Below are 20,441 nucleotides of genomic sequence, written 5' to 3' on the forward strand. Positions count from 1 at the left end.
GGCCGGTGCGGGGCCCGGTGCTCGGCGGTACACTCGCCGGGCACCAGGTCCCCATCGTCTAGCGGCCTAGGACACCGCCCTTTCAAGGCGGCAGCGCGGGTTCGAATCCCGTTGGGGATGCCAAGACAACCGACCTCTGACCAGGTGATTTGGTCGTTCGGCCCTCAGTCGGAGTCCGAGGTACCCGGGCCGGGGACACATCCGGGACACACATTCGACTCAGTCCCGCCGGAGCTCGACGACGGCGCCGCCGCCCTGGAGCCCCTGCATCAAGGCATCGAGCCGGTCGACGGCTTGGTTCGACCCGTCCTCGAAGAGGCCGCCGTACCGGGTGAGTGTGAAGGCGACGCTGTTGTGGCCGGCCCACTCCGAGACCTCACGGACGTTGCAACCAGCGGCGACCAGGATGGCGACGAAGCTGTGCCGCAGGCCGTGGAAGGTGAAGCCGTCGAGGCCAGCGCGCTCGACAGCCGGACGCCATGCCTCACGAGCGAAGGTCGACCGGAAGAGCGGGCCACCTCGCCGAGCGGTGAAGACCAGGGCGTCAGGTTCTCGGCCGACGTGATCCGCCAGGTGCTGCTCGAGCCGCCTCATCACTGAGCGGGCGACGGGGATCGTGCGCTTGGACCGCCGCGTCTTCGGCTCCTGGCCCAGCGTGACCTTGCCGTGCACCTCGATAGCTGTGGACTCGACGATGATCCGCGACCGGAGAGCGTCGATGCTGGCCCTGGTGAGCCCGACCGCCTCACCCCACCGCAACCCACCGTATGCGCCGACCAGGACAAGGGCGACGTACTGATCGGGCATCTCCGCCGCGAGACGCTCGACCTGGGACTGTGCGAGGAAGCGAGGTGGCTTCGAGCGCTCAGCCGGTAGTGGCACGTCGGCGGCGGGGTTCAGTGCGAGCCGTCGGTCGGAGATGGCTGCTGCTAGGCACTGACGCAGGGCGAACACCGCCTTGCGGACCGTGGCAGGCGAGAGCCCGCTCGCCACCATCTCAGCTACCCAGGCTCGGACCGCACCGTTGCTGATCTTCAGCAGCGGGGTCGCCCCGAACCTCGGCAGAACCTGCCGAGACAACGTCGTCGCCAGCCGCGCGTGCGTCGTCGGCCGGAGATCGTGACGCGTGAGCAACCACTCCCCCGCCCAGACCGACAGCCGGACCTCACCCCGCCGAGGGTCGTGCCACGTCCCACCCGACAGCTCGAGCTCGATCTCGGCCCTGCGCCGCTCAGCGTCGACCAGACGGCGCTTGGTCTCGCTGTGCTCCCGACCGGCCCCATCCCGGTATCGAACCTTGTAGCGCACCACCGTCCTCACCCGACCCGACTTGTCCTGCTGCTGCAGCTCACGGCGCTCGATCGACGTCATCACGGCTCCCGGACAGGATCGGCCTGACCCTCGATCCACGCCTCGACCGCCGAGCGCCGGTAGCGGACGTAGCGGCCTATCCGGTAACCCGACGGCCCCTCCCCGCGACAGCGCCACGCGTACAAGGTCGCGACCGGCACTCCGAGCATCTCCGAGAGGTCGGCGAGCGTCATCAGCCTCTCGGGAGGCTCCGTCACGATCGGCCTCTTGCTCATCTGCGTTCCTCTCATCTCGGACTGGTGTGCTGACGCGCTGCGGCCTTCTCCTGGGCGTACTCACGGGCCCGGGCGGCGGCGGCAGCAGCCAGGGCTGTCTCGCCCTCATCCGCCCAGCCGGATCCGAGGTAGGACCACCGTCCGATCACGAGGGTGGTCTCCTCCTCATCGGCGAGGAGATCAGCTTCGAGGCTGGCCAGGTCCAGTGGGGTGCCGCTGGCCCGGCTGGCGGCAATACGGGCCTGGGCGCGTTGCCGGGCGCGGCGCAGCTGGCCGAGGGTGATCGAGTAGCGGCGGGACTTCGTGGCGAAGTGGCCGCGGAACCCGAGCATCCGCCCCCAGTGCCCCAGCAGCTCATACGGGCTGCGGCCGGTGGCGAGGGTGGCGACCTGGGCGCGGAGGTTCAGGTCGGCGATGGTGGCCTGCAGGCGGCGGTGGTGGGCGGTGCTGGTGGCGACGTCGTCGCTGGCGGTCTTCGTCGAGTACTTGGCCAGGTACCCGGCGACCTGGGCTGCGGTGAGCGCCTGGTCGTCATCGGGGCGGTGGGAGCGAACGACCCGGACGTCGAGCTGACGGCCGAACACCAGGCGGCGGGGCACGTCCTGATCGTCGACGGCAGGCACGTGCAGGTGCACCGTAGACGCCGCCTGAGTTACGAGGGTGGCGAGCACGTCAGCCGTCACCGCGCCAGGCGGGTCGGTGACCCCGCTGGGACTCCGGGGGCCGTCGAGGCGGATGAGGGCGTGGAAGTGAACGGCGCCGCGGCGTTGGAACTCCGCCACCTTGGCGTACTGCACCGTCGCCACCTCCGGCAACGCATGAGCAGGGATGCCGAGGTGGTGGGCGAGGCCGCGGTGCAAGGCGATCGTGAACCGGCGCCACAGGTCGGGGGCGAACCACTGCCACACCACATGGGACGCGTAGTCGTAGCAGTCCGGGCACAGCGGCTGCCCCAGCAGGACGGCAGACCTTCTGCCCTCGACGCCCTCGGCATGGACCAGTCCGCAGGCGAGCGGCCGGCCGTGCGGGCACCGACGGTTCAGGTCGCCGGGGTGGCAACGCCCGCTGGTGTGGACGCGGCCGAAGGAGGGGGCGGTGAGGGTGGCGAACAGCAGCGGGTGGTCGGCCACCGACTCGGGGACCGTCTTCCCGCCGGTGACGCCGGCGCGGATGAGGTGGAACATGTCCGCCGCGTAGAGACGGGAGCAGGACGGGCACTCCGACGCCCGCCGGTTCCCACACCGAACGTGCACCACACCCAGCGGGTGATCAGAGCTCGAGAAGCTCGACAGCACCTCACCGGTGGCCGGATCGATCCGCTCAGAGGTGCCACGAAGGCGGACCGGTCGGACGCAGTTGCCGACCCGAGCCAACGTGTCAGCCCAGGCGCCGAAGTCCTTCGACACCAGCCTGGCCACGACCAGCTGCGACACCTCAGCAGTCAGGTCGTCGAGCTTGAGCAGGCCACGGCCGGAGTCCTCGTCGTCGTGCTGCCAGGCGCGGTCATGGTGGGCCGCAGGGCCGGCGTTCAGTGTTGAGGGGAGGTCCACGGTGACGATCACCACCCAGAGGGTGTGCCGCGCGGCTAGTGCGAACCCGCCGCGCGGCACACCCGGTCTTGAGGGTGGCCGGCTACCGCCGCCACGAGAGGGGCGAGGCCTTCGATGCGGGGGTTCGCAGCCGCACCGAGACGCAACAGTTCAGAGGTGTTGGCAGCCAGCGCAGCAAGTGCAGTGTTTTTGTGCGGCGAGTGTGTGTGGACCCGTAGGCCAGGGTGGGGAGCCGACCCCCAGGCATTAAGCCGTTGTGTTGTGGCGCGCGTTCAATCTGCTACAAGAAGCATGACATACGCCTCTGACAGAACCTGCGGCTCACGACCTGACGAGTTCCGAACGACACTCCGACGGTCATCTACCCCGGGCAGGGACGTCGGTCGTCGAGTCAACCGCCTGAGTCCTCGGCGCAGGCCGTCGGCTGACCACGCTGATGACGACCAGTGCTGCGGCGGTGACGACGGCGCAGCCGACGAAGATGCCCCGATTACCGAACACCGTGAGAGACCCGAGAGCGATCAGAGGCCCAGAGACGATCGCACCGATGCGGCGCGTGTTCATGTACAGCCCGGTCGAGAGCCCAGGACGCGGGATCATCTGCTGGAACAGCGGGAGCCCGACGCCGGCGATCGCGGCGAAGGCCCAGGCGTTGAGGGGTTGCAGGATGAGCAGGAGGACTGGCCCAGGTGTCGCAGCCACCCCCAGGTAGTAGGCGATGCCGGCGAGGGTGCCGGTGGTGAGCAGCCCGAAGCTGGAGTAGCGGGAGCTGAGCCGGCCGATCAGGATCAGGGCCGGCACTTCGAGGCCGGCAGCGACTCCGAGCGCGATGCCCGCCCAGACCACGTCGACGTGCAAGGTCTCGGTCACGTAGACGGTGAGGATCGAGGTGACCGTGGCGTTCCCGGCTTGGAGCAGCACGAAGGCCGCCACGACCAGGATGACCGCAGTCCGGTTGAGGCCGAGGTCCTCCTCCTCGAACGTCGCCTTGGCGCCCGCCGAGCTCTCGGACGCGAGGGTGCGTCGGTGCTGGGCGGAGAGGGCCGCGGTGGCCGTGATACCGAGCACGGAGACTGCGGCGAGGGCGAGCAGGATGGCTCGTTCGCCGAGGATGCCGATGATGAGGGTGGCCAGCGGTGGTCCGCCGACCCAGGCGACCGAGACGATGGCGCGGGTGTTGACGATGTCAGCGGGCCTCGCGCCGGCGTGGCGGAGGTGGGCGTAGAGCAGGCTGCTGCCGACGCCGGCGGGGCCGCCGACCAGGACCAGGGCGAGGACCGCCACGGGCAGCGAGGTGGTGCTGGCCAGCAGCAGGGCGAGGAGCAGGGTCAGCACGCCGCAGCCGACCATCGGGCGCAGGTAGTCGCCGTGGCGGTCAGCGTAGGCGGGCACCACCAGGGAGGCGATGAACCCGCTCGCGTTGTAGACCGCGAGCACGACGCCGACCTCGGTGGTGGTGGCGTCGTAGAGGCTGACCAGGATCAGCGCCAGGGCCGGGTTGAGGAACGCGATCTGCAGCCCCCAGATCAGGGCCGTGGAGGGAACCAGCAGTCGGGCTGTTCTCACTCGGCGAAGACGCGCTTGGCGACCTGCAGGGCGGACATGGCCTTGGGCCAGCCGGCGTAGAAGGCGAGATGGGTGAGCGCTTCCACGAGCTCGGTCTCGGTGAGGCCGTTCTGCTTGGCGCGAGCGAGATGTCCTACGAGCTGTTCGGTACTGCCCGAGGTGACGAGGCTTGCCACGGTGACGAGGCTGCGGTCGCGCTTGGAGAGCTCGGGGCGTTCCCAGACGTCGGCGAAGAGGACGTCGTCGGTCAGCTGGGCGAGTTTCGGGGCGATGTCGCCGACGGCGCGCTGGGCGGGGGTCTGCTCGGGCATGGTGTGTTCCTTCGTCGAGGGCGTGCGCATTCAGCACCAGGCGTGGCTGGCACCGGGGTGGTGGTCGGGGTCGTCAGCGGTCGAGGTCGGCGGCGGCGGCTTCCCGGGTGGCGGCGAGGTTCCCGAGCAGCTGGATCCGTTCCTCCGTGGGCGACCCGGCAACGGTGGTGTAGGCGTACAGGGTGCAGCCGGGGTGGTCGGGCAGCTCGAGGCCTTCAAAGGTGAACTCGAGGTCGCCGACGTCGGGGTGGTGGATGCGCTTGGTGCCGCTGCGGTGGAAGCGGACGTTGTGGGCCGACCAGCGGAGGCGGAAGTCGTCGCTGCGGGTGACGAGCTCACCGATGAGGTCGGTGAGGGCCTTGTCGTGCGGGTGCTGCCCGGCGGTGCTGCGCAAGGAGGCGGCGATGCTGTTCGCGCCCTGCTCCCAGTCGGGGTAGAAGCTGCGCGACAAGGGGCTGAAGAAGGTGAAGCGGGCCATATTGGCGCCGTTGCTGGGGTCGTCCAGCATCGGCGCCATCAGCGCGCGGCCGAGCGCATTGGTGGCGAGGAGGTCTTTGCGCTGGTTGACGACCCACGCGGGGGCTCCGGTCACGGCGTCGAGGAAGCGTTGCAGCGACGGTCGCACCGTTCCGTCGGTGGCTCGGGGGCGGCGTCGGGCCAGGGCTGGGGTCGCGGCCCGGGCGAGGTCGCGCAGGTGGGCGGTCTCGGCCTCGTCGAGCTGTAGGGCGGTGGCGACGGCGTCGAGGATCTCGGGTGAGACGCCGGTCAGGTTGCCGCGTTCCATCTTGGCGTAGTAGTCAGTGCTGACCGAGGCGAGCATCGCGACCTCCTCGCGCCGCAGCCCCGTCACCCGTCGGCGGCCGCCCGTGAGCAAGCCCGCCTGGTCCGGGGTGACACGAGCACGGCGAGTGCGAAGAAACTCGCGTACCTCGGCCTGGTTGTCCATGACCTCCACGCTACGAGGGATCGTCGCCGTGGAGGAGTGACTGCTGGTACACGGATAACCCCGCACTCCCACACCCTGCCCATCAGCACTTCACTAGTTGGTGCAGCCCTCAAGGGCTGAGGACCACCAGCGAGAACGGAAGTGCTCATGACTGCCACCCAGCCGGTCGCCGTGATCACCGGAGCCTCCTCCGGCATCGGTGCCGCCACCGCCCGCAGCCTTGCCGCTGCTGGCTACCGCGTCGCGTTGCTCGCGCGTCGTCTCGACCGGATCACCGCCCTGGCGGCCGAGCTCGGCGAGGGCGCCCTCGCAGTCGAGGCCGATGTGACCGACCGCGACGCCCTCGTGGCCGCCGCCGAACGGGTCCAGGCCGAGCTCGGGGGAACCGACGTCCTGGTCAACAACGCCGGCGTCATGCTGCTCGGCCCGTTCTCAGCCGAGCAGCGGAACGACTACCGCCAGATGGTCGAGGTGAACCTCCTGGGGGCCATCACCACCACCGAGGTCTTCCTCGACCAGCTGAAGGACGGTGGCGGGGACATCATCAACATCTCCTCGGTCGCCGGCCGCACCGCCCGTGCCGGCAACGGGGTCTACGCCGCCACCAAGTGGGGCATGAACGGCTGGTCGGAGTCCCTGCGCCACGAGCTGCTGCCCGATGTCCGCGTCACGCTGATCGAGCCCGGCATCGTGGCCACCGAGCTGTCGACCCACATCACCCACGAGGAGACCCGGCAGGGTGTCCAGCAGGCCTATGACGTCGCCGAGGTCACCGCCGACGACGTCGCCGAGATCATCGCCTTCACCCTCGCCCGCCCGCGGCGCCTCGCCATCAACGAGATCCTCCTGCGCCCCGCCGGCCAGGCCTGATCTCTCGACCTCCACCTACTCATCTAGGAGCCATCCATGGACAAGCGCACTCTCGGTACCAGCGGCCTGGAGGTCTCGGCCATCGGCTTCGGGGCCATGGGCCTCAGCCACGGCCTCGGCCCAGCCGTCGACGACGAGCACGGCATCACCGTGCTGCGTGCCGCGATCGACCTCGGCGTCACCTTCGTCGACACCGCCCAGGTCTACGGCCCCTTCACCAACGAGACCCTCGTCGGCAAGGCCCTCGCACCGGTGCGCGACCAGGTCGTCATCGCCACCAAGTTCGGCTTCCCCCTCGACCCCAGCAGCCCGACCCCGCTGAACAGCCGGCCAGACCACATCCGCGCCACCGTCGACGGCTCCCTGCAGCGACTGCAGGTCGAGAAGATCGACCTCCTCTACCAGCACCGCGTCGACCCCGACGTCCCCATCGAGGACGTCGCCGGGACGGTCAAGGAGCTCATCGACGCCGGCAAGGTCGGCCACTTCGGGCTGTCCGAGGCCGGCGTCGACGTCATCCGCCGCGCGCACGCCGTCCAGCCCGTGACCGCGCTGCAGAGTGAGTACTCGCTGTTCTGGCGCGAGCCCGAGGCGGAGATCCTGCCCACCCTGATCGAGCTCGGCATCGGCTTCGTCCCGTTCAGCCCGCTCGGCAAAGGGTTCCTCACCGGCGCCATCGACAGCGCCACCCCGTTCCCCGAGGGCGACATCCGCAACACCCTGCCCCGCTTCACCGAGCAGGCCCGGCTCGACAATCAGGCACTCGTCGAGCTGGTCGCCGCCGTCGCGGCTCGCAACGACGCCACCCCCGCTCAGGTCGCCCTGGCCTGGCTTCTCGCCCAGCACCCCACGATCGTCCCGATCCCCGGCACCACCAAGGTCCACCGGCTGCAGGAGAACACCGCCGCCGCCGACCTGCAGCTGTCGCCGGCCGACCTCGACGAGCTCACCACCGCCGCCAACCAGATCGACCTCAGCGGCGATCGCTACCCCGCCGCCATGCAGCAGTGGATCAACCGCTGACCACCAGCACTCACCACACAAGAAGGACCTCTCATGCCTGACGTGACCACCCTGACCCTCAACAACGGCGTCACCCTGCCCGCCCTCGGCCTCGGCGTCTTCCAGACCCCGCCCGATGAGACCCGGGACGCCGTCACCGCCGCCCTGACCGCTGGCTACCGCCACATCGACACCGCAGCCGCCTACGGCAACGAGCGCCAGGTCGGCGAAGCCGTCACCGCCTCCGACCTCGACCGGTCCGAGGTCTTCATCGAGACCAAGATCTGGATCAGCGACTACGGCTACGACCAGACCCTGCACAGCTTCGAGAAGTCCGCACGCAAGCTCGGCGTCGACCAGATCGACCTCCTGATCCTGCACCAGGCCCTGCCCTCGGAGTTCGACAAGACCCTCAGCGCCTACAAGGCGCTGGAGAAGCTCCTGGCCGACGGCAAGGTGCGCGCCATCGGCGTCAGCAACTTCATGGTCGACCACCTCACCCGCCTCCTCGACGTCGCCACCGTCGTCCCTGCGGTCAACCAGATCGAGGTCCACCCCTACTTCCAGCAGCGCGAGATCCAGGACTTCGGCAACAAGCACGGGATCCTCACCCAGGCGTGGTCCCCCATCGGCGGCATCACCTTCTACCGCGACAGCCAGCACACCAGCACCCTCGAAGACCCGGTCATCACCGACATCGCCGCCGCTCAGGGCGCCACCCCAGCCCAGGTGATGCTGCGCTGGCACCTCCAGCAGGGCCGCTCCGTCATCCCCAAGTCGACCAAGCCGCACCGCATCGCCGAGAACATCGACGTCTTCAACTTCGAGCTCACCACCCAGCAGATGAGCGCCATCGACGGCCTGGACACCGAGCAGCGCGGAGGACCCGAGCCCGAGGCCATCACCCTGGAGAACTTCGGCCGGCCGATCCCGGAGGACTGAGCTCTGGTCGGCATGGGTCTCCACCCCGACCTGAGCCGGCGGGCTCTTCTGCACCGCGGCGCCGTCCTCGGCGCCGCGGCTGCAGGGGGCGCGCTGCTCAGCTCCTGCACTTCACCACCACGAACGGACTCGGCCAGCACGCCGACCGCTGACCCGAAGGAGAGACCGACGACGACAGCGGAAGACTCTGCGCGGACGCTGCTGGCCTACTTCTCCCGACCCGGAGAGAACTACTACTACGGCGGTCGCCGTGACCTCGAGGTCGGCAACACCGAAGTCCTGGCCCGCATGATCGCCGACCTCATCGACTGCGACACCTACCGGATCGACGCGGCCGACCCCTACTCCTCGGACTACGACGCCACGGTCAGCCGCAACTCCCAGGAGCAGAACGACGACGCCCGACCAGCGATCGCCAACCCGATCCCGTCGATCACGCAGTACGACACCGTGCTGGTGGGCAGCCCCATCTGGAACGTCAGGCCCCCGATGATCCTGAGCACTTTCCTCGACAGCCAGGACTTCACCGCCAAGACCGTGCACCCCTTCGTCACCTACGCCGTCAGCGGCCTGGGCCGAACTGAGGAGGTCTACGCCGCGGCCCTGCCCGGTGTCCAGCTCGGTCCCGGGCTCGCCGTCCAGGGCGAGGAGGTCGCCCAGCACCGGGACGACGTGGAAGCCTGGCTCCGCACATCCGGTCTCCTCAACACCTGACTGAGCACCAGCGAAGCAGCGGTTACGACTTTCCTTACTGGTTCAAGAGCCTCGCTGCGCTCGGCGGAGCCCTCCGGCTCCGCGTGTCCTCGCTGCGCTGCGGGCCGCTACGCCCGCGGGCTCAACTGGTCACGTCACGGGGTTGCGGTTCTGCCGGTGGGGTCGGCGACGACCCGATCACACAGGATCTGCACGACCCCGACCGGCATCAAGGGCGCTGCGCGTCGCTGCGCGATGACCTTCGGCCACCCTTGACCCCGGCCGGTGCCGAGCATCTGGGCTGGTCATCGGGCCGCCACCTCACTGGGGCCGCGGACCGGCTCAGTCCGTGATCGAACAGTGCTGGCGACAGCTGGTCCGCGGACACATTCGGGACACACAAACGTCGGAACCGGTGGCAGAGAGCTGCAGACGATGAGTGGTCCAAACCGCTGTTTTGAGCGTGAAACGCTCTCGGTGGACGTCCACGGACAGCACCGGTTTGCTCTTTCAAGGCGGCAGCGCGGGTTCGAATCCCGTTGGGGATGCCAGCAGACAGCCTCCCGACCAGGAGATGCGGCAGACGGCAGCTGGCCGATGCCCCGGCACTCGAGCCGGAGACGCCGCTGGAACACACCCCGCGCTCGGTCTGGCCGGAGCTGAGACGGCGCCGCCGCCCGGAGCCCTCGACATCGGATCGCGCCTTTCGGAATACCCCCCCGGGGTACGCGGTTGGGGCTGGCATGACCGCCACCGGACCCCTGAGCAGCCGTCAGCACCACGGACACCCTCACCACCCCATCGACCAGCCGAAGGGGAAGGCGCTGACCCGGCTCGCCGTGTCCGCCACCCTGCACTGCCTCACCGGCTGCGCCATCGGCGAGGTGCTCGGCATGGTCCTCGGCACCTGGTGGGGCTGGTCGAACGGCGCCACCGTCGTGCTCGCCGTCGCGCTGGCCTTCCTCTTCGGCTACGCCCTCACCCTGGGGCCGGTGCTGCGCTCGGGCCTCCCGCTGAGGACCGCCATCACCGTGGCGCTCGCTGCCGACACCGTCTCCATCCTCACCATGGAGGTCGTCGACAACGCGGTCGTGCTCGCCGTCCCCGGCGCCCTGGAGGCCGGACTGACCAGCCCGCTCTTCTGGGGCAGCCTGGCCGCCGCCCTGCTGATCGCCTTCGCCGTCACCGTCCCGGTCAACCGCGCGCTGATCGGACGCGGGAAGGGCCATGCCGTCGTCCACCAGTACCACCACTGATCCCGCCACGGCCCCCGCTGCCGTGATCGCTGAGGGCGGCTCCGCCCGCGGACCCGTCCGGGACGCACGAGCACCGGTCCCCGCGGTAGGCGGAACGGGACGACGAGTGGCTCCGACGCCGGACCCGGGTGGAGCGCCGGCCCGCCGACGACGGGGCGGTTGAGCCGATCCTGAGGTCACGTCGAGGTGCGGCGTCCTCCTGAGGAAGTGCTCGCGGGAACCGGCCGTCAGCGCAGAGGGGCCGTGGAGGTCGCCCGGGCAGAGTTCTTCTCACCAGCCCGGACGGGCAGGTGAGCCGGCCGGGGGGCAGCTCGAGACACCCGACCAGCCCTCACCGCCAGGAGCCACCGTGACCACCACCGCCACCTGCACCGCCCGCACCGCCGGCCGCCCGTCCCGCCGCCTCGCCAAGGTCGCCACCCTGCTGGCCGTCCCGGCCGCCGTCGCCGTCTCCGGCCTCGTCGTCTCCCAGGCCTCCTACTCCGCCTACTCCGCGACCACCGTCAACCCCACCAACAACTGGGCCACCGGCACCGTCGCGCTCACCGACGACGACAACGGCACCGCCGCCTTCACCGCCGCCAACCTCAAGCCCGGCTCCACCGGCGAGAAGTGCATCACCGTCACCTCCAAGGGCTCCCTCGCCTCGAACGTCAAGCTCTACGCCACCGGCGCGACGACGACCAAGAACCTGGCCGCCCACATCAACCTCAAGGTCGTCCAGGGCACCGGCGGCTCGTTCGGCTCCTGCGCCGGCTTCACCCCGCTGCCCTCGGGCTCCGAGCTCTACTCCGGCACCGTCGCCGGGTTCGCCTCCACCGCCACCGGCTTCGGCACCGGCGTCGGCACCTGGGCCCCGACCGGCACGGCGGACGAGACCCGCACCTACCAGGTCACCTACGCCGTCCGCACCGAGGCACCGGACAGCACCCAGGGCGGCACCGCCGCCCTCGGCCTCACCTTCGAGGCCCAGAACAGCTGATCCCGTCCCGCACCGGACCGCGGGTCTCCGACCCGGTGGGGAACGCCGGCACCCAGCGGCGACCGCCCCAGCCCGCCCGCACCGGCCCGCCCCGCCGCCGGGCCGCGGCGACGAGGAGGTCGACGACGCGCTGGAGGGCACGTCCGGCGGGCTCCCTCCACGTCAGCTCCAGAGGCAGGGTGAGGGGCGGGTCGAGAGGGCGGAGGACGACGCCCTCGGAGCGCCTCGGCTCGCTCAGCGGGAGGACCGCGGGCCCGACGCCCTTGCCGGCGGCGACGCCCCGCAGCACGATGTCGGGCCCGGTCGTGGCGTTCGACTCGGTGACGAGCTGCCCCGGTCGGCTCGGGCCCTCAGGCAGCAGGTGACCCTGCATCCGGTCCCACGCGTGGGCCGACAGGGGCCGGGGGAACATGACGACCGGCTCCTCGCGGAGGTCCGCCACCCGGACGCGCGGAGAGGCCGCGAGGCGGTGGCCCGCGGGCAGCGCCAGGTGGACGTCGACCTCGAGCAGCAGGGCGCCCGCGAGGCCCAGCTCCTCGCCCCCTCCGTCCCACACCACGGCGGCGTCCGCGCTCTCCTCGCGCACCGCGACGAGCGCGTCCTGGGTGGAGCTGGTCATCAGGACGACGCCGAGGGCGGGATCGGCGGCCAACCGCCGCAGGTGAGGGGCGAGCAGGACCTCCGCGCCGGACGCCACCCGCAGCAGGACCTGCTCGGGCTCCCCCGCGGCCGTCCGCACCTCCTCGCGGGCGCGGTCGGCCCGGGTGAGGAGGACCCGCGCGTGCGCGAGCAGCACCTCACCGGCCGACGTCAGCGTCACCGGTCCGGGGCGGGCGCGCTCGACCAGGACCACGCCCAGCCCGCGCTCCAGGACCCGGAGCTGCTGCGACAACGTCGGGGTGGCGATCTTCAGCCGCTGCGCGGCCCGCCCGAAGTGGCGCTCCTCGGCGATCGCCACGAAGTAGCGGAGCTGACGGAGCTCCATGACCAGGCACGTTAGTCCCGCCCTCACGGCAGGACAAGAGCTCCACCCCGGTCGGGTGCATCCATCGCACGCCCGCAGGTACAGGGCGGGTGAGGACGGAGGAGCGGTGCCGTCCCGGCACCCACGAACCGCCCTCGCCGACCCACGGTCTACCTCCAGGAGGCGTGATGAACATGGTCGTCCACCCAGGACACCCCTGCCCTGCTGCGGCCGGGCCCCCGCGGCCCGGTCCGGAGGGACCGGCGGTGAACGCCGGACCCAGCTCCCCTGACGGGGGCGTCCGGTGACCGCCCGCGCGATCAGCACCGCGGCGCTGGCCGTCGGCGGCGGCGCCGTCGTGCTGGTCCGGCACCTGCAGCAGCGGGTCGCCGGGAGCAGCGGGGGCGGCGGCGAGCCGCGGTCGCGGTGGCGAGCGGTCACCGTCAACCGCAGCCCCGAGGAGGTGATGCCCGAGGGACGTGCGCCCGGTCCGCTGGCCGAGCTCGGCGACCTGGTGGAGGTGGAGGTGCGGCCCGCACCGGCCGGGCGGGGCAGCGAGCTGCGCGCCCGGCTCCGGGGGCCGGAGCCCTCCGGGGCCGCATCGGCGGCGGCCCGGCTGTCCGGGGACGACCCCCGCCAGCGGGTCCGCGCCGCGCTGCGCGAGGCCAAGCAGCTGATCGAGGTGGGCGAGGTGCTGCGCGTCGACCCGACGCCGCACGGCCGACGGACACCGACGCCGACCGGGGCCGTCGTCGAGGCGGCCACGAAGCGCGCCGGTGGGGAGGGAGTGCTGTGAGGGCCCTGTGCTGGACCGGGGTGAACGAGACCGCCGTCGAGACGGTCGACGACCCGACGATCCTCAACGACCGCGACATCATCCTCAAGGTGCGGCTGACCACGACCTGCGGGTCGGACCTGCACCTGCTCGGCGGCTACATCCCGACGATGCGCGCCGGCGACGTGCTCGGCCACGAGTTCATGGGCGAGGTGGTCGAGGTGGGCCCGGCCGTGCAGAAGCACCACGTCGGCGATCGCGTCGTGGTGTGCTCGTTCATCTCCTGCGGGCAGTGCTGGTACTGCCAGCACCAGCTGTACTCGCTCTGCGACAACGGCAACCCCAACCCGGCGCTCACCGAGACGATGTGGGGCTCCTCCATCGGCGGCTGCTTCGCCTACAGCCACGCCCTCGGCGGGTTCGCCGGCAGCCACGCCGAGTACGTCCGGGTGCCCTACGCCGACGAGGGCGCCTTCCCCGTCCCCGACGGCGTCTCGGACCTCGCCGCTCTGTTCGCCTCCGACGCCGCCCCCACCGGGTGGACCGGGGCCGACCTCGCCGGCATCACCCCCGGTGACACCGTCGCGGTCTGGGGGGCCGGCGGCGTCGGCCAGATGGCGGCCCGGGCGGCGATGCTGCTGGGCGCGGAGCAGGTCGTCGTCATCGACCGGCTGCAGAACCGCCTGCAGCAGGTGCGCCAGCACATCGGCGCCGAGACGCTGGACTACACCCAGGACGAGGTCGTCGCCGAGCTGAAGGAGCGCACCGGCGGTCGCGGGCCCGACGTCTGCATCGAGGCCGTCGGCATGGAGGCGCACAGCACGGGACCGCAGTACCTCTACGACCAGCTGAAGCAGCAGCTGCGGCTGCAGTCCGACCGGCCCACCGCGCTGCGCGAGGCCATCTACGCCTGTCGCAAGGGCGGCAGCCTGTTCGCCCTGGGCGTGTTCGGCGGGCTCGTCGACAAGTTCCCCTTCGGCGCCATCATGAACAAGGGCATGACGGTCCGCGGCGCCCAGCAGCACGGGCACCGCTACATCCCGATGATCCTCGAGCGGATCGCCGCCGGCGAGATCAGCACCGAGCACCTGGCCACCCACGTCCTCCCCCTCGAGGACGGTCCCCGTGGCTACTCCATGTTCAAGAACAAGGAGGACGGCTGCGTCCGCGCCGTCTTCCAGCCCGGCCGGTGACCAGCAGGAACCGGCGCAGCACCCCACCGACAGGAGGTACGACATGAAGGCCGTGGTCTACGAGGGCCCGCGCAAGGTCAGCGTCAAGGACGTGCCGGACGCGCGCATCGAGCGTCCGACCGACGTCCTGGTGCAGATCACCACGACGAACATCTGCGGTTCGGACCTGCACATGTACGAGGGCCGGACCGACTTCGAGACCGGTCGATGGTTCGGGCACGAGAACCTGGGCCGGGTGATCGAGGTCGGCGCCGGCGTCGACAAGGTCCGGGTGGGCGACTACGTCGTCCTGCCGTTCAACGTCGCCTGCGGTCACTGCAAGAACTGCGAGCGCGGCCTCACCAACTACTGCCTGACCGCGCAGCCCAAGGCCGAGTGGGCCGGAGCGGCGTACGGCTTCGCCGACATGGGTCCCTGGGCCGGTGGCCAGGCGGAGCTGCTCCGGGTGCCCTGGGGTGACTTCAACTGCCTGCGGCTCGGCGAGGACGCCGAGGAGCGGCAGACCGACTACGTGATGCTGGCCGACATCTTCCCGACCGGGTACCACGCCACCGAGCTGGCCAACGTGAAGCCGGGAGACCAGACGGTCATCTACGGTGCCGGCCCGGTCGGCTGCATGGCCGCCTACTCCGCCGTGCTCAAGGGCGCGAGCAAGGTGATGGTCGTCGACCGGCACCCCGACCGGCTGAAGAAGGCCGAGGAGATCGGCGCCATCCCGATCGACGACTCGTTGGTCGACCCGGTCCAGGCGGTGATGGAGATGACCATGGGCCTCGGCGCGGACAACGGCTGCGAGTGCGTCGGCTACCAGGCCCACGACCCCCAGGGCGACGAGCACCCGAACCTGACGCTCAACAACCTGGTCAAGTCGGTCCGGTTCACGGGAGAGATCGGCGTGGTCGGCGTCTTCATCCCCCAGGACCCGGGCGGGCCGGACGAGCTGGCCCGGCAGGGTGCCGTCGCCTTCGACTTCGGCGAGTTCTGGTTCCGCGGCCAGAAGCTCGGCAGCGGGCAGTGCCCGGTCAAGAAGTACAACCGGGCCCTGCGCGACCTCATCGCCGGCGGGAAGGCGACGCCGTCCTGGATCGTCAGCCACGAGCTGTCGCTCGACCAGGCGCCCGAGGGCTACCAGCACTTCGACAACCGCGAGCAGGGGTGGACGAAGGTCGTCCTGCACCCTGACGGCGCCACGGCGGGGGTGTGACGTGGCCGGCGAGCTGAGCGGACGACGGGTCGCCATCCTGGCGGCCGACGGGGTCGAGCGGCTGGAGCTGGAGCAGCCCCGGAAGGCCCTGGACGAGGCCGGTGCGGAGACGGTCCTGCTCTCGATCAAGACGGGAGAGATCGCAGCGCGGGACCACGACCTGGTGGACGCCGGCACCTTCGGCGTCGACCGGGAGGTCAGCGACGCCACCCCCGAGGAGTTCGACGCCCTGCTGCTGCCGGGCGGGACGGTCAACCCCGACCAGCTGAGGACCGACGCCACGGCGGTGGCCTTCGTGCAGGCGTTCGTCGACTCGGGCCGACCCGTGGCGGCGATCTGCCACGGGCCGTGGACGCTGGTCGAGGCCGACCGGGTGCGAGGCCGGCGGCTCACGTCCTGGCCGAGCCTGCGCACCGACCTCCGGAACGCGGGGGCGGACGTCGTCGACGAGCAGGTCGTCACCGACGGCACCCTCACCACGAGCCGGTCGCCGGACGACCTGCCGGCCTTCTGCGAGCGCATCGTGCAGGAGTTCGGCGCGGGTCCCCGACGGTCCTGAGCCGCGCGTCCGGCCCTGCGCCGGACGTCCCCATTCCCCGGAGAAAGGAGCACCACGTGGCCGACCGTGTCCTGTCCACCCGCCGCGCCCTCATCTGCGCCGGTGCCGGCGTCGTGACCGGCACGGTCTCCGGCCTGGCCGTCGACGCACGGCTCGGCCCCCTCGTCGGCTGGTGCACGGCCGGCGTCCTCGCCCTCGTCTGGGTCTGGCGCCTGTGCTGGCCCCAGGACGCGGACGGCACCCGTCGCGTCGCCCGGGAGGAGTCCTCCTCCCGGGTGACCGACGACGCCGTCGTCACCGCCTGCTTCGCCAGCCTGGTCGCCGTCGTCGTCGCCCTGACCCAGACGAACAGCCAGGACCCCGATCCGGTGTCGGTGCTGCTGGTCGTCCTGGGCGTCCTCGGCACCATGGTGGCCTGGGCGCTCGTCAACACGGTCTGGGCCCTGAAGTACGCCCGCCTCTACTTCGTCGACCACGCGTCGGGCGGGTTCGACGTCAAGCAGAAGGACCCGCCCCGCTACAGCGACTTCGCCTACCTCGCCTTCACGGTCGGCATGTCGTTCGCCGTCTCCGAGATCGAGCCGACCAGCAGCCTGATGCGGCGCAAGACCCTCCAGCACGCGCTGCTGTCCTACTTCTTCGGCACCGTGGTCATCGCCGTCGCCATCAACTTCGTCACCAACCTCGGCCAGGGCTGAGCCTGCTCCCCGTCCCGCGCGGTGCTACGACGAGGCGGCGGCGGCCTCGAGGAGCTGGGCGGCGCGGGCCCGCACCTCGTCGTCGGACATCGGGGAGGTGCGCAGCTCGGCCAGCGCGGCCAGGTAGAGGGCGTTGGGCGCCTGCAGCTCCAGGGCGATGCCGTCCGGGTCGACGAAGTTCAGGTGGTGGCCCAGCGGCATGTCCTGGATCGGGCTGCACGGGACGCCCGCGGCCTGCAGGACCTCCTCCCACACGACGAGCTCCTCGCGCGAGGCGGCGGCCAGGCCGAGGTGGTCGAGCCCGGTCCGCAGCGCGCTGAACCGCTCGCCGGTCCCGCCCTCGGGACGGATCAGCGCGATCGTGAACCCGGTGGCCCGGTGGATGCAGACGCGGGCCGGACCGGTGTCGAGCACGACCACGAAGCCCAGCACGTCGCGGTAGAAGCGGGTGCTGACGTCGAGGTCGCGGACGGTCAGCGCGAGGTGGTTGATCCCGGCGAACGCGGGCATCGGGTCTCCTCCGAGGTCAGCCCGGCGACGGCGTGGCCGGGGCCGCGCCGACCAGCGCCGTCGGCCGCTCGTCGTCGTGGGCTCGCGTCGACCCTAGCGAGCCGGAGCCGGGCCCACCCTGGGATGAACACCCACCCTGGCGACCCTCCGAGGGCCGGGCGCCCTCAGTGCTGGGCGGCGCGGGCCCGGCGCGGCACCAGGTGCAGCACCGCGACCACCACCGCGCCGACGACGACGCCGATCACCGCCGAGGCGGCGGTGTTGACCAGCCAGCCGAGGACCCCGCCGACGGCGGGCACCGCGTGGGCGGCGGCCTCCTCGGCGCCGTGCACCAGCGCGTAGGGGGCGTGCCAGCCGAGCTCGTCGGCGCCCACCAGCAGGATGTGGCCCCCGACCCAGAGCATCGCCACGACGCCGACGGTGGAGAGCAGCGCGAGCAGCTTCGGCATCCCGCGGACCAGCAGCAGGCCGACCCGGCGGGCGGCCGCGGAGCTGCGCCCGGACAGGTGCAGCCCGACGTCGTCCATCTTCACGATGAGCCCGACGACGCCGTAGACCAGCAGCGTGATCCCGATCGCGACCACGACGAGGATGATCGCGCGCGACAGCAGGCCCTCGTCGGCCACCTCGTTGAGCGAGATGACCATGATCTCGGCGGAGAGGATGAAGTCGGTGCGGATGGCGCCCTTGACCATCACGTCCTCCTGGTCGGCGCCGCGCGCCGCGGCGGGTGCCTCCTCCTCGGCGTGGTGCCCCGAGACCTTCTCGTAGAGCTTCTCGGCGCCCTCGAAGCAGAGGTAGACCCCGCCCACCATGAGGATCGGCGTCAGCAGCCAGGGCAGGAACTGGCTGAGCAGCAGGATCACCGGGAGGATCACCAGCACCTTGTTGCGCAGCGACCCCAGCGCGATCCGCTTGATCATCGGCAGCTCGCGGTCGGCGGTGAAGCCGTGCACGTAGCGCGGGGTGACCGCGGTGTCGTCGACGACGACGCCGGCCGCCTTCGCGCTGGCCCGGCCGGCCGCCGCACCGACGTCGTCGACCGAGGCGGCCGCCATCTTCACCATGGCGGCGACGTCGTCGAACAGGGCGAGGAGGCCGCTCATCGGGCAGTCCGCGGTCGTCGGGTCATGGGGAGAACGCTATCGGCCCCGGGAGGTCGGCACCCCGCGAGCGGCTCAGGACCCGGCGAGCGCCGCGCGGTGCCGGGCGGCGAGGTCGACGTAGACGGCGGCCCCGGCCACCACCCGTGCGTGCTCGTCGTCGGTGAGCGGCCGCAGCACCCGGCCGGGGACGCCGGCGACCAGGGACCGCGGCGGGATGACCGCACCCTCGCGGACGACCGCCCCCGCCGCCACCAGCGAGCCGGCGCCGACGACCGCGCCGTTGAGGACGGTCGCGTTCATCCCGATCAGGCACCGGTCCTCGACGACGCAGCCGTGCACCACCGCCGCATGCCCCACCGTGACCCCCGCGCCGATCAGCGCGGGCAGGTCGGTGTCGGTGTGCACGACGACGTTGTCCTGCAGGTTGCTGCCGGCGCCGAGCCGGACGGCGGCCATGTCGGCCCGCACCACCGCGCCGTAGAAGATGCTGGCCTGCGCGCCCACGTGGGCGTCGCCGACGACGGTGGCGTTCGGCGCCAGCCAGGCCGTCGGGTCGATCTGGGGCTCGAGGCCCTCGTAGGGCAGGACCAGCGGACGGAGGCTCATCTCCGCAGGCTAGCGAGGCCTCCGGCGCGACCGCTGCAGCCCTGAGCTCGTCGAAGGCCCTTCGACACGCTCAGGGCACGGGTGGCCGGCCCCCGCGTCAGACCGCGGGCGGCTTGACGGCGGTCACGGGGCAGGCGGCGTCGAGGAGCAGCTGCTGCGCGGTGCTCCCGAAGAGCAGCTTGCCGACCGGCGACCGGCGGCGCAGGCCGATCACCAAGAGGTCGGCCCCCACCTCGTCGACCGTGGCCAGGATGGCCTCGGCGGCGGGCCGGCCGTCGACCGGCTGCCGCACCTCGTGCTCGATGCCCTCGCGCTCCAGCTCGGCGCGCAGCGCGTCGAGGTCGGGCTGGCTGGCGAACAGCGGCGACGCGTAGTTGCCGTCCTTGCCCGTGTTCACCACCACGAGCGACCCGGCCGCGGCCAGCGCCGCCCCCTTCGCGTGCTCGAGCGCTGCCTGGCCCTCGCGGGTGGGGGTGTAGCCGACGACGATCTTCATGGTTCTCCTGGGGTCGGGCGGACGGACGGGCCGTGCGCCCATCCTGTCCGCCCCGGGCCCCTGGGGGAACCGCGTCCCGGCGACGCGCGCCGGGACGCCTCTCAGCCCTCGGCGGCCGGAGCGTGCCAGGCGACGCCCGGCGCGGTCTCGACGAGGACCAGCAGCAGGTTGTCCTTCTTGATCCCCACCTCGGCCACCCGGTCGGCGACGGCGGTCATCCCGCGCTGCTTCTGCTCGTCGGTGTAGCCCGGCGACGCGAGGATCTCGATGAAGACGATGTCGGTGCGGTCGGCGTCGGGGAACGTGCGGGAGTAGACCAGCTCGCCCTCGTCGTGCAGCCGGAACACCTGGAACAGGTCGTCGGGGGTCATGTCCAGACCCGACACCAGGCCCGCGTGGACGGCGTCGCTGATCTGGCTCATCCGGGGGGCGAGCTCCCGGTGCATGTCGATGCGCACGTGCGGCATGACGGTCCTCCTCGTCGGCCGGCGGACGACCGTCGTCCGCCGCCCGGCCATTGTTACAGAAAGTAATAAGGCTGGCGCAGGCGCCCCGGACGCACGTCGCCCCCCGGCTCCCGGTCCCCCGCCGGTGGGCGGGAGGACGACGGGGCCCGGGGGGCGACG

General features: G+C 71.4%; 23 protein-coding genes and 1 tRNA gene. 12 read left to right on the top strand and 12 right to left on the bottom strand.

Annotated features, from left to right (window positions below; all coding sequences use genetic code 11):
• The first annotated feature begins 47 nt into the window (after window positions 1-47).
• Window positions 48-123 (top strand) — tRNA-Glu (locus JOF54_RS09240).
• Window positions 124-219: 96 nt separating this feature from the next.
• Here the strand turns inward: JOF54_RS09240 and JOF54_RS09245 are convergent.
• The 6 genes from JOF54_RS09245 to JOF54_RS09270 form a co-directional block, all read right to left on the bottom strand.
• The gene (locus tag JOF54_RS09245) at window positions 220-1,371 is read right to left on the bottom strand and encodes a tyrosine-type recombinase/integrase (RefSeq protein WP_210054984.1); all 1,152 of its coding nucleotides are present in this window, start codon (window positions 1,369-1,371) and stop codon (window positions 220-222) included.
• The gene (locus tag JOF54_RS09250) at window positions 1,371-1,586 is read right to left on the bottom strand and encodes a helix-turn-helix transcriptional regulator (protein ID WP_210054986.1); all 216 of its coding nucleotides are present in this window, start codon (window positions 1,584-1,586) and stop codon (window positions 1,371-1,373) included. The genes JOF54_RS09245 and JOF54_RS09250 overlap by 1 nt, the downstream gene beginning before the upstream one ends.
• 11 nt (window positions 1,587-1,597) lie before the next feature.
• The gene (locus JOF54_RS09255; RefSeq protein ID WP_210054988.1) at window positions 1,598-3,196 is read right to left on the bottom strand and encodes a replication initiator; all 1,599 of its coding nucleotides are present in this window, start codon (window positions 3,194-3,196) and stop codon (window positions 1,598-1,600) included.
• A gap of 297 nt (window positions 3,197-3,493) precedes the next feature.
• The gene (locus JOF54_RS09260) at window positions 3,494-4,702 is read right to left on the bottom strand and encodes an MFS transporter (protein WP_307803994.1); all 1,209 of its coding nucleotides are present in this window, start codon (window positions 4,700-4,702) and stop codon (window positions 3,494-3,496) included.
• Window positions 4,699-5,013 carry a carboxymuconolactone decarboxylase family protein gene (locus JOF54_RS09265; protein ID WP_210054990.1) on the bottom strand — a complete coding sequence of 105 codons (315 nt, stop codon included), beginning with the start codon at window positions 5,011-5,013 and terminating at the stop codon, window positions 4,699-4,701. Before JOF54_RS09265 ends, JOF54_RS09260 begins: the two co-directional genes overlap by 4 nt.
• A 73-nt stretch (window positions 5,014-5,086) precedes the next feature.
• Complete coding sequence (locus JOF54_RS09270; RefSeq protein ID WP_210054992.1) at window positions 5,087-5,959, bottom strand: helix-turn-helix transcriptional regulator; 873 nt, start codon at window positions 5,957-5,959, stop codon at window positions 5,087-5,089.
• Window positions 5,960-6,106: 147 nt separating this feature from the next.
• On the opposite strand from JOF54_RS09270, the gene JOF54_RS09275 reads away from it, so the two are divergent.
• The 6 genes from JOF54_RS09275 (at window position 6,107) to JOF54_RS09300 (ending at window position 11,704) form a co-directional block, all read left to right on the top strand.
• Window positions 6,107-6,829: an SDR family oxidoreductase gene (locus tag JOF54_RS09275; protein WP_210054995.1), complete on the top strand. Its 723-nt coding sequence runs from the start codon at window positions 6,107-6,109 to the stop codon at window positions 6,827-6,829.
• Window positions 6,830-6,865: 36 nt separating this feature from the next.
• Entirely contained in the window at window positions 6,866-7,852 is a 987-nt protein-coding gene (locus tag JOF54_RS09280; protein ID WP_210054997.1) for an aldo/keto reductase, read from the top strand.
• A gap of 33 nt (window positions 7,853-7,885) precedes the next feature.
• A complete protein-coding gene (locus JOF54_RS09285; RefSeq protein WP_210054999.1) occupies window positions 7,886-8,773 on the top strand; it encodes an aldo/keto reductase in 888 nt (295 codons plus the stop codon).
• A gap of 12 nt (window positions 8,774-8,785) precedes the next feature.
• On the top strand, window positions 8,786-9,487 hold the full coding sequence (locus JOF54_RS09290; RefSeq protein WP_210055001.1) for a flavodoxin: 702 nt from the start codon (window positions 8,786-8,788) through the stop codon (window positions 9,485-9,487).
• Window positions 9,488-10,209: 722 nt separating this feature from the next.
• Window positions 10,210-10,722 carry a DUF4396 domain-containing protein gene (locus tag JOF54_RS09295; RefSeq protein WP_210055003.1) on the top strand — a complete coding sequence of 171 codons (513 nt, stop codon included), beginning with the start codon at window positions 10,210-10,212 and terminating at the stop codon, window positions 10,720-10,722.
• A 349-nt stretch (window positions 10,723-11,071) separates the two neighbouring features.
• A complete protein-coding gene (locus JOF54_RS09300; RefSeq protein ID WP_210055005.1) occupies window positions 11,072-11,704 on the top strand; it encodes a M73 family metallopeptidase in 633 nt (210 codons plus the stop codon).
• Here JOF54_RS09300 and JOF54_RS09305 read toward each other — a convergent pair.
• Window positions 11,679-12,689 (bottom strand): LysR family transcriptional regulator, encoded by a 1,011-nt coding sequence (locus tag JOF54_RS09305; RefSeq protein ID WP_210055007.1) that lies wholly within the window; start codon window positions 12,687-12,689, stop codon window positions 11,679-11,681. The two genes, JOF54_RS09300 and JOF54_RS09305, sit on opposite strands and share 26 nt — an antisense overlap.
• 283 nt (window positions 12,690-12,972) lie before the next feature.
• Between JOF54_RS09305 and JOF54_RS09310 the strand changes: the two genes are divergently transcribed.
• From JOF54_RS09310 to JOF54_RS09330, 5 genes are read left to right on the top strand one after another with little or no spacing between them, the layout of a single operon-like run.
• Entirely contained in the window at window positions 12,973-13,464 is a 492-nt protein-coding gene (locus JOF54_RS09310; protein ID WP_210055009.1) for an SRPBCC family protein, read from the top strand.
• A gap of 20 nt (window positions 13,465-13,484) precedes the next feature.
• A complete protein-coding gene (locus tag JOF54_RS09315) occupies window positions 13,485-14,636 on the top strand; it encodes a zinc-dependent alcohol dehydrogenase (RefSeq protein WP_307803996.1) in 1,152 nt (383 codons plus the stop codon).
• Window positions 14,637-14,679: 43 nt separating this feature from the next.
• Entirely contained in the window at window positions 14,680-15,840 is a 1,161-nt protein-coding gene (locus tag JOF54_RS09320) for a glutathione-independent formaldehyde dehydrogenase (RefSeq protein WP_210055013.1), read from the top strand.
• Window position 15,841: 1 nt separating this feature from the next.
• Window positions 15,842-16,399 (top strand): type 1 glutamine amidotransferase domain-containing protein, encoded by a 558-nt coding sequence (locus tag JOF54_RS09325; protein ID WP_210055015.1) that lies wholly within the window; start codon window positions 15,842-15,844, stop codon window positions 16,397-16,399.
• A gap of 56 nt (window positions 16,400-16,455) precedes the next feature.
• Window positions 16,456-17,097 carry a DUF1345 domain-containing protein gene (locus tag JOF54_RS09330; RefSeq protein WP_210055017.1) on the top strand — a complete coding sequence of 214 codons (642 nt, stop codon included), beginning with the start codon at window positions 16,456-16,458 and terminating at the stop codon, window positions 17,095-17,097.
• 24 nt (window positions 17,098-17,121) lie between these two features.
• On the opposite strand, the gene JOF54_RS09335 is transcribed toward JOF54_RS09330, so the two are convergent.
• From JOF54_RS09335 to JOF54_RS09355, 5 genes are all read right to left on the bottom strand, one after another.
• Window positions 17,122-17,607, bottom strand: a complete 486-nt coding sequence (locus tag JOF54_RS09335) for a VOC family protein (protein ID WP_210055019.1) — start codon at window positions 17,605-17,607, stop codon at window positions 17,122-17,124.
• 164 nt (window positions 17,608-17,771) lie between these two features.
• Window positions 17,772-18,713 carry a DUF808 domain-containing protein gene (locus JOF54_RS09340; RefSeq protein WP_210055020.1) on the bottom strand — a complete coding sequence of 314 codons (942 nt, stop codon included), beginning with the start codon at window positions 18,711-18,713 and terminating at the stop codon, window positions 17,772-17,774.
• Between the two features lie 72 nt (window positions 18,714-18,785).
• The gene (locus tag JOF54_RS09345; RefSeq protein ID WP_210055022.1) at window positions 18,786-19,319 is read right to left on the bottom strand and encodes a gamma carbonic anhydrase family protein; all 534 of its coding nucleotides are present in this window, start codon (window positions 19,317-19,319) and stop codon (window positions 18,786-18,788) included.
• 97 nt (window positions 19,320-19,416) lie between these two features.
• Window positions 19,417-19,815 (bottom strand): universal stress protein, encoded by a 399-nt coding sequence (locus tag JOF54_RS09350; protein WP_245358030.1) that lies wholly within the window; start codon window positions 19,813-19,815, stop codon window positions 19,417-19,419.
• A 101-nt stretch (window positions 19,816-19,916) separates the two neighbouring features.
• Window positions 19,917-20,282, bottom strand: a complete 366-nt coding sequence (locus JOF54_RS09355) for a tautomerase family protein (protein ID WP_210055026.1) — start codon at window positions 20,280-20,282, stop codon at window positions 19,917-19,919.
• Between the last annotated feature and the right edge of the window lie 159 nt (window positions 20,283-20,441).

It is taken from the genome of Microlunatus capsulatus (genome assembly GCF_017876495.1).
GTDB classification, from domain to species: domain Bacteria; phylum Actinomycetota; class Actinomycetes; order Propionibacteriales; family Propionibacteriaceae; genus Microlunatus; species Microlunatus capsulatus.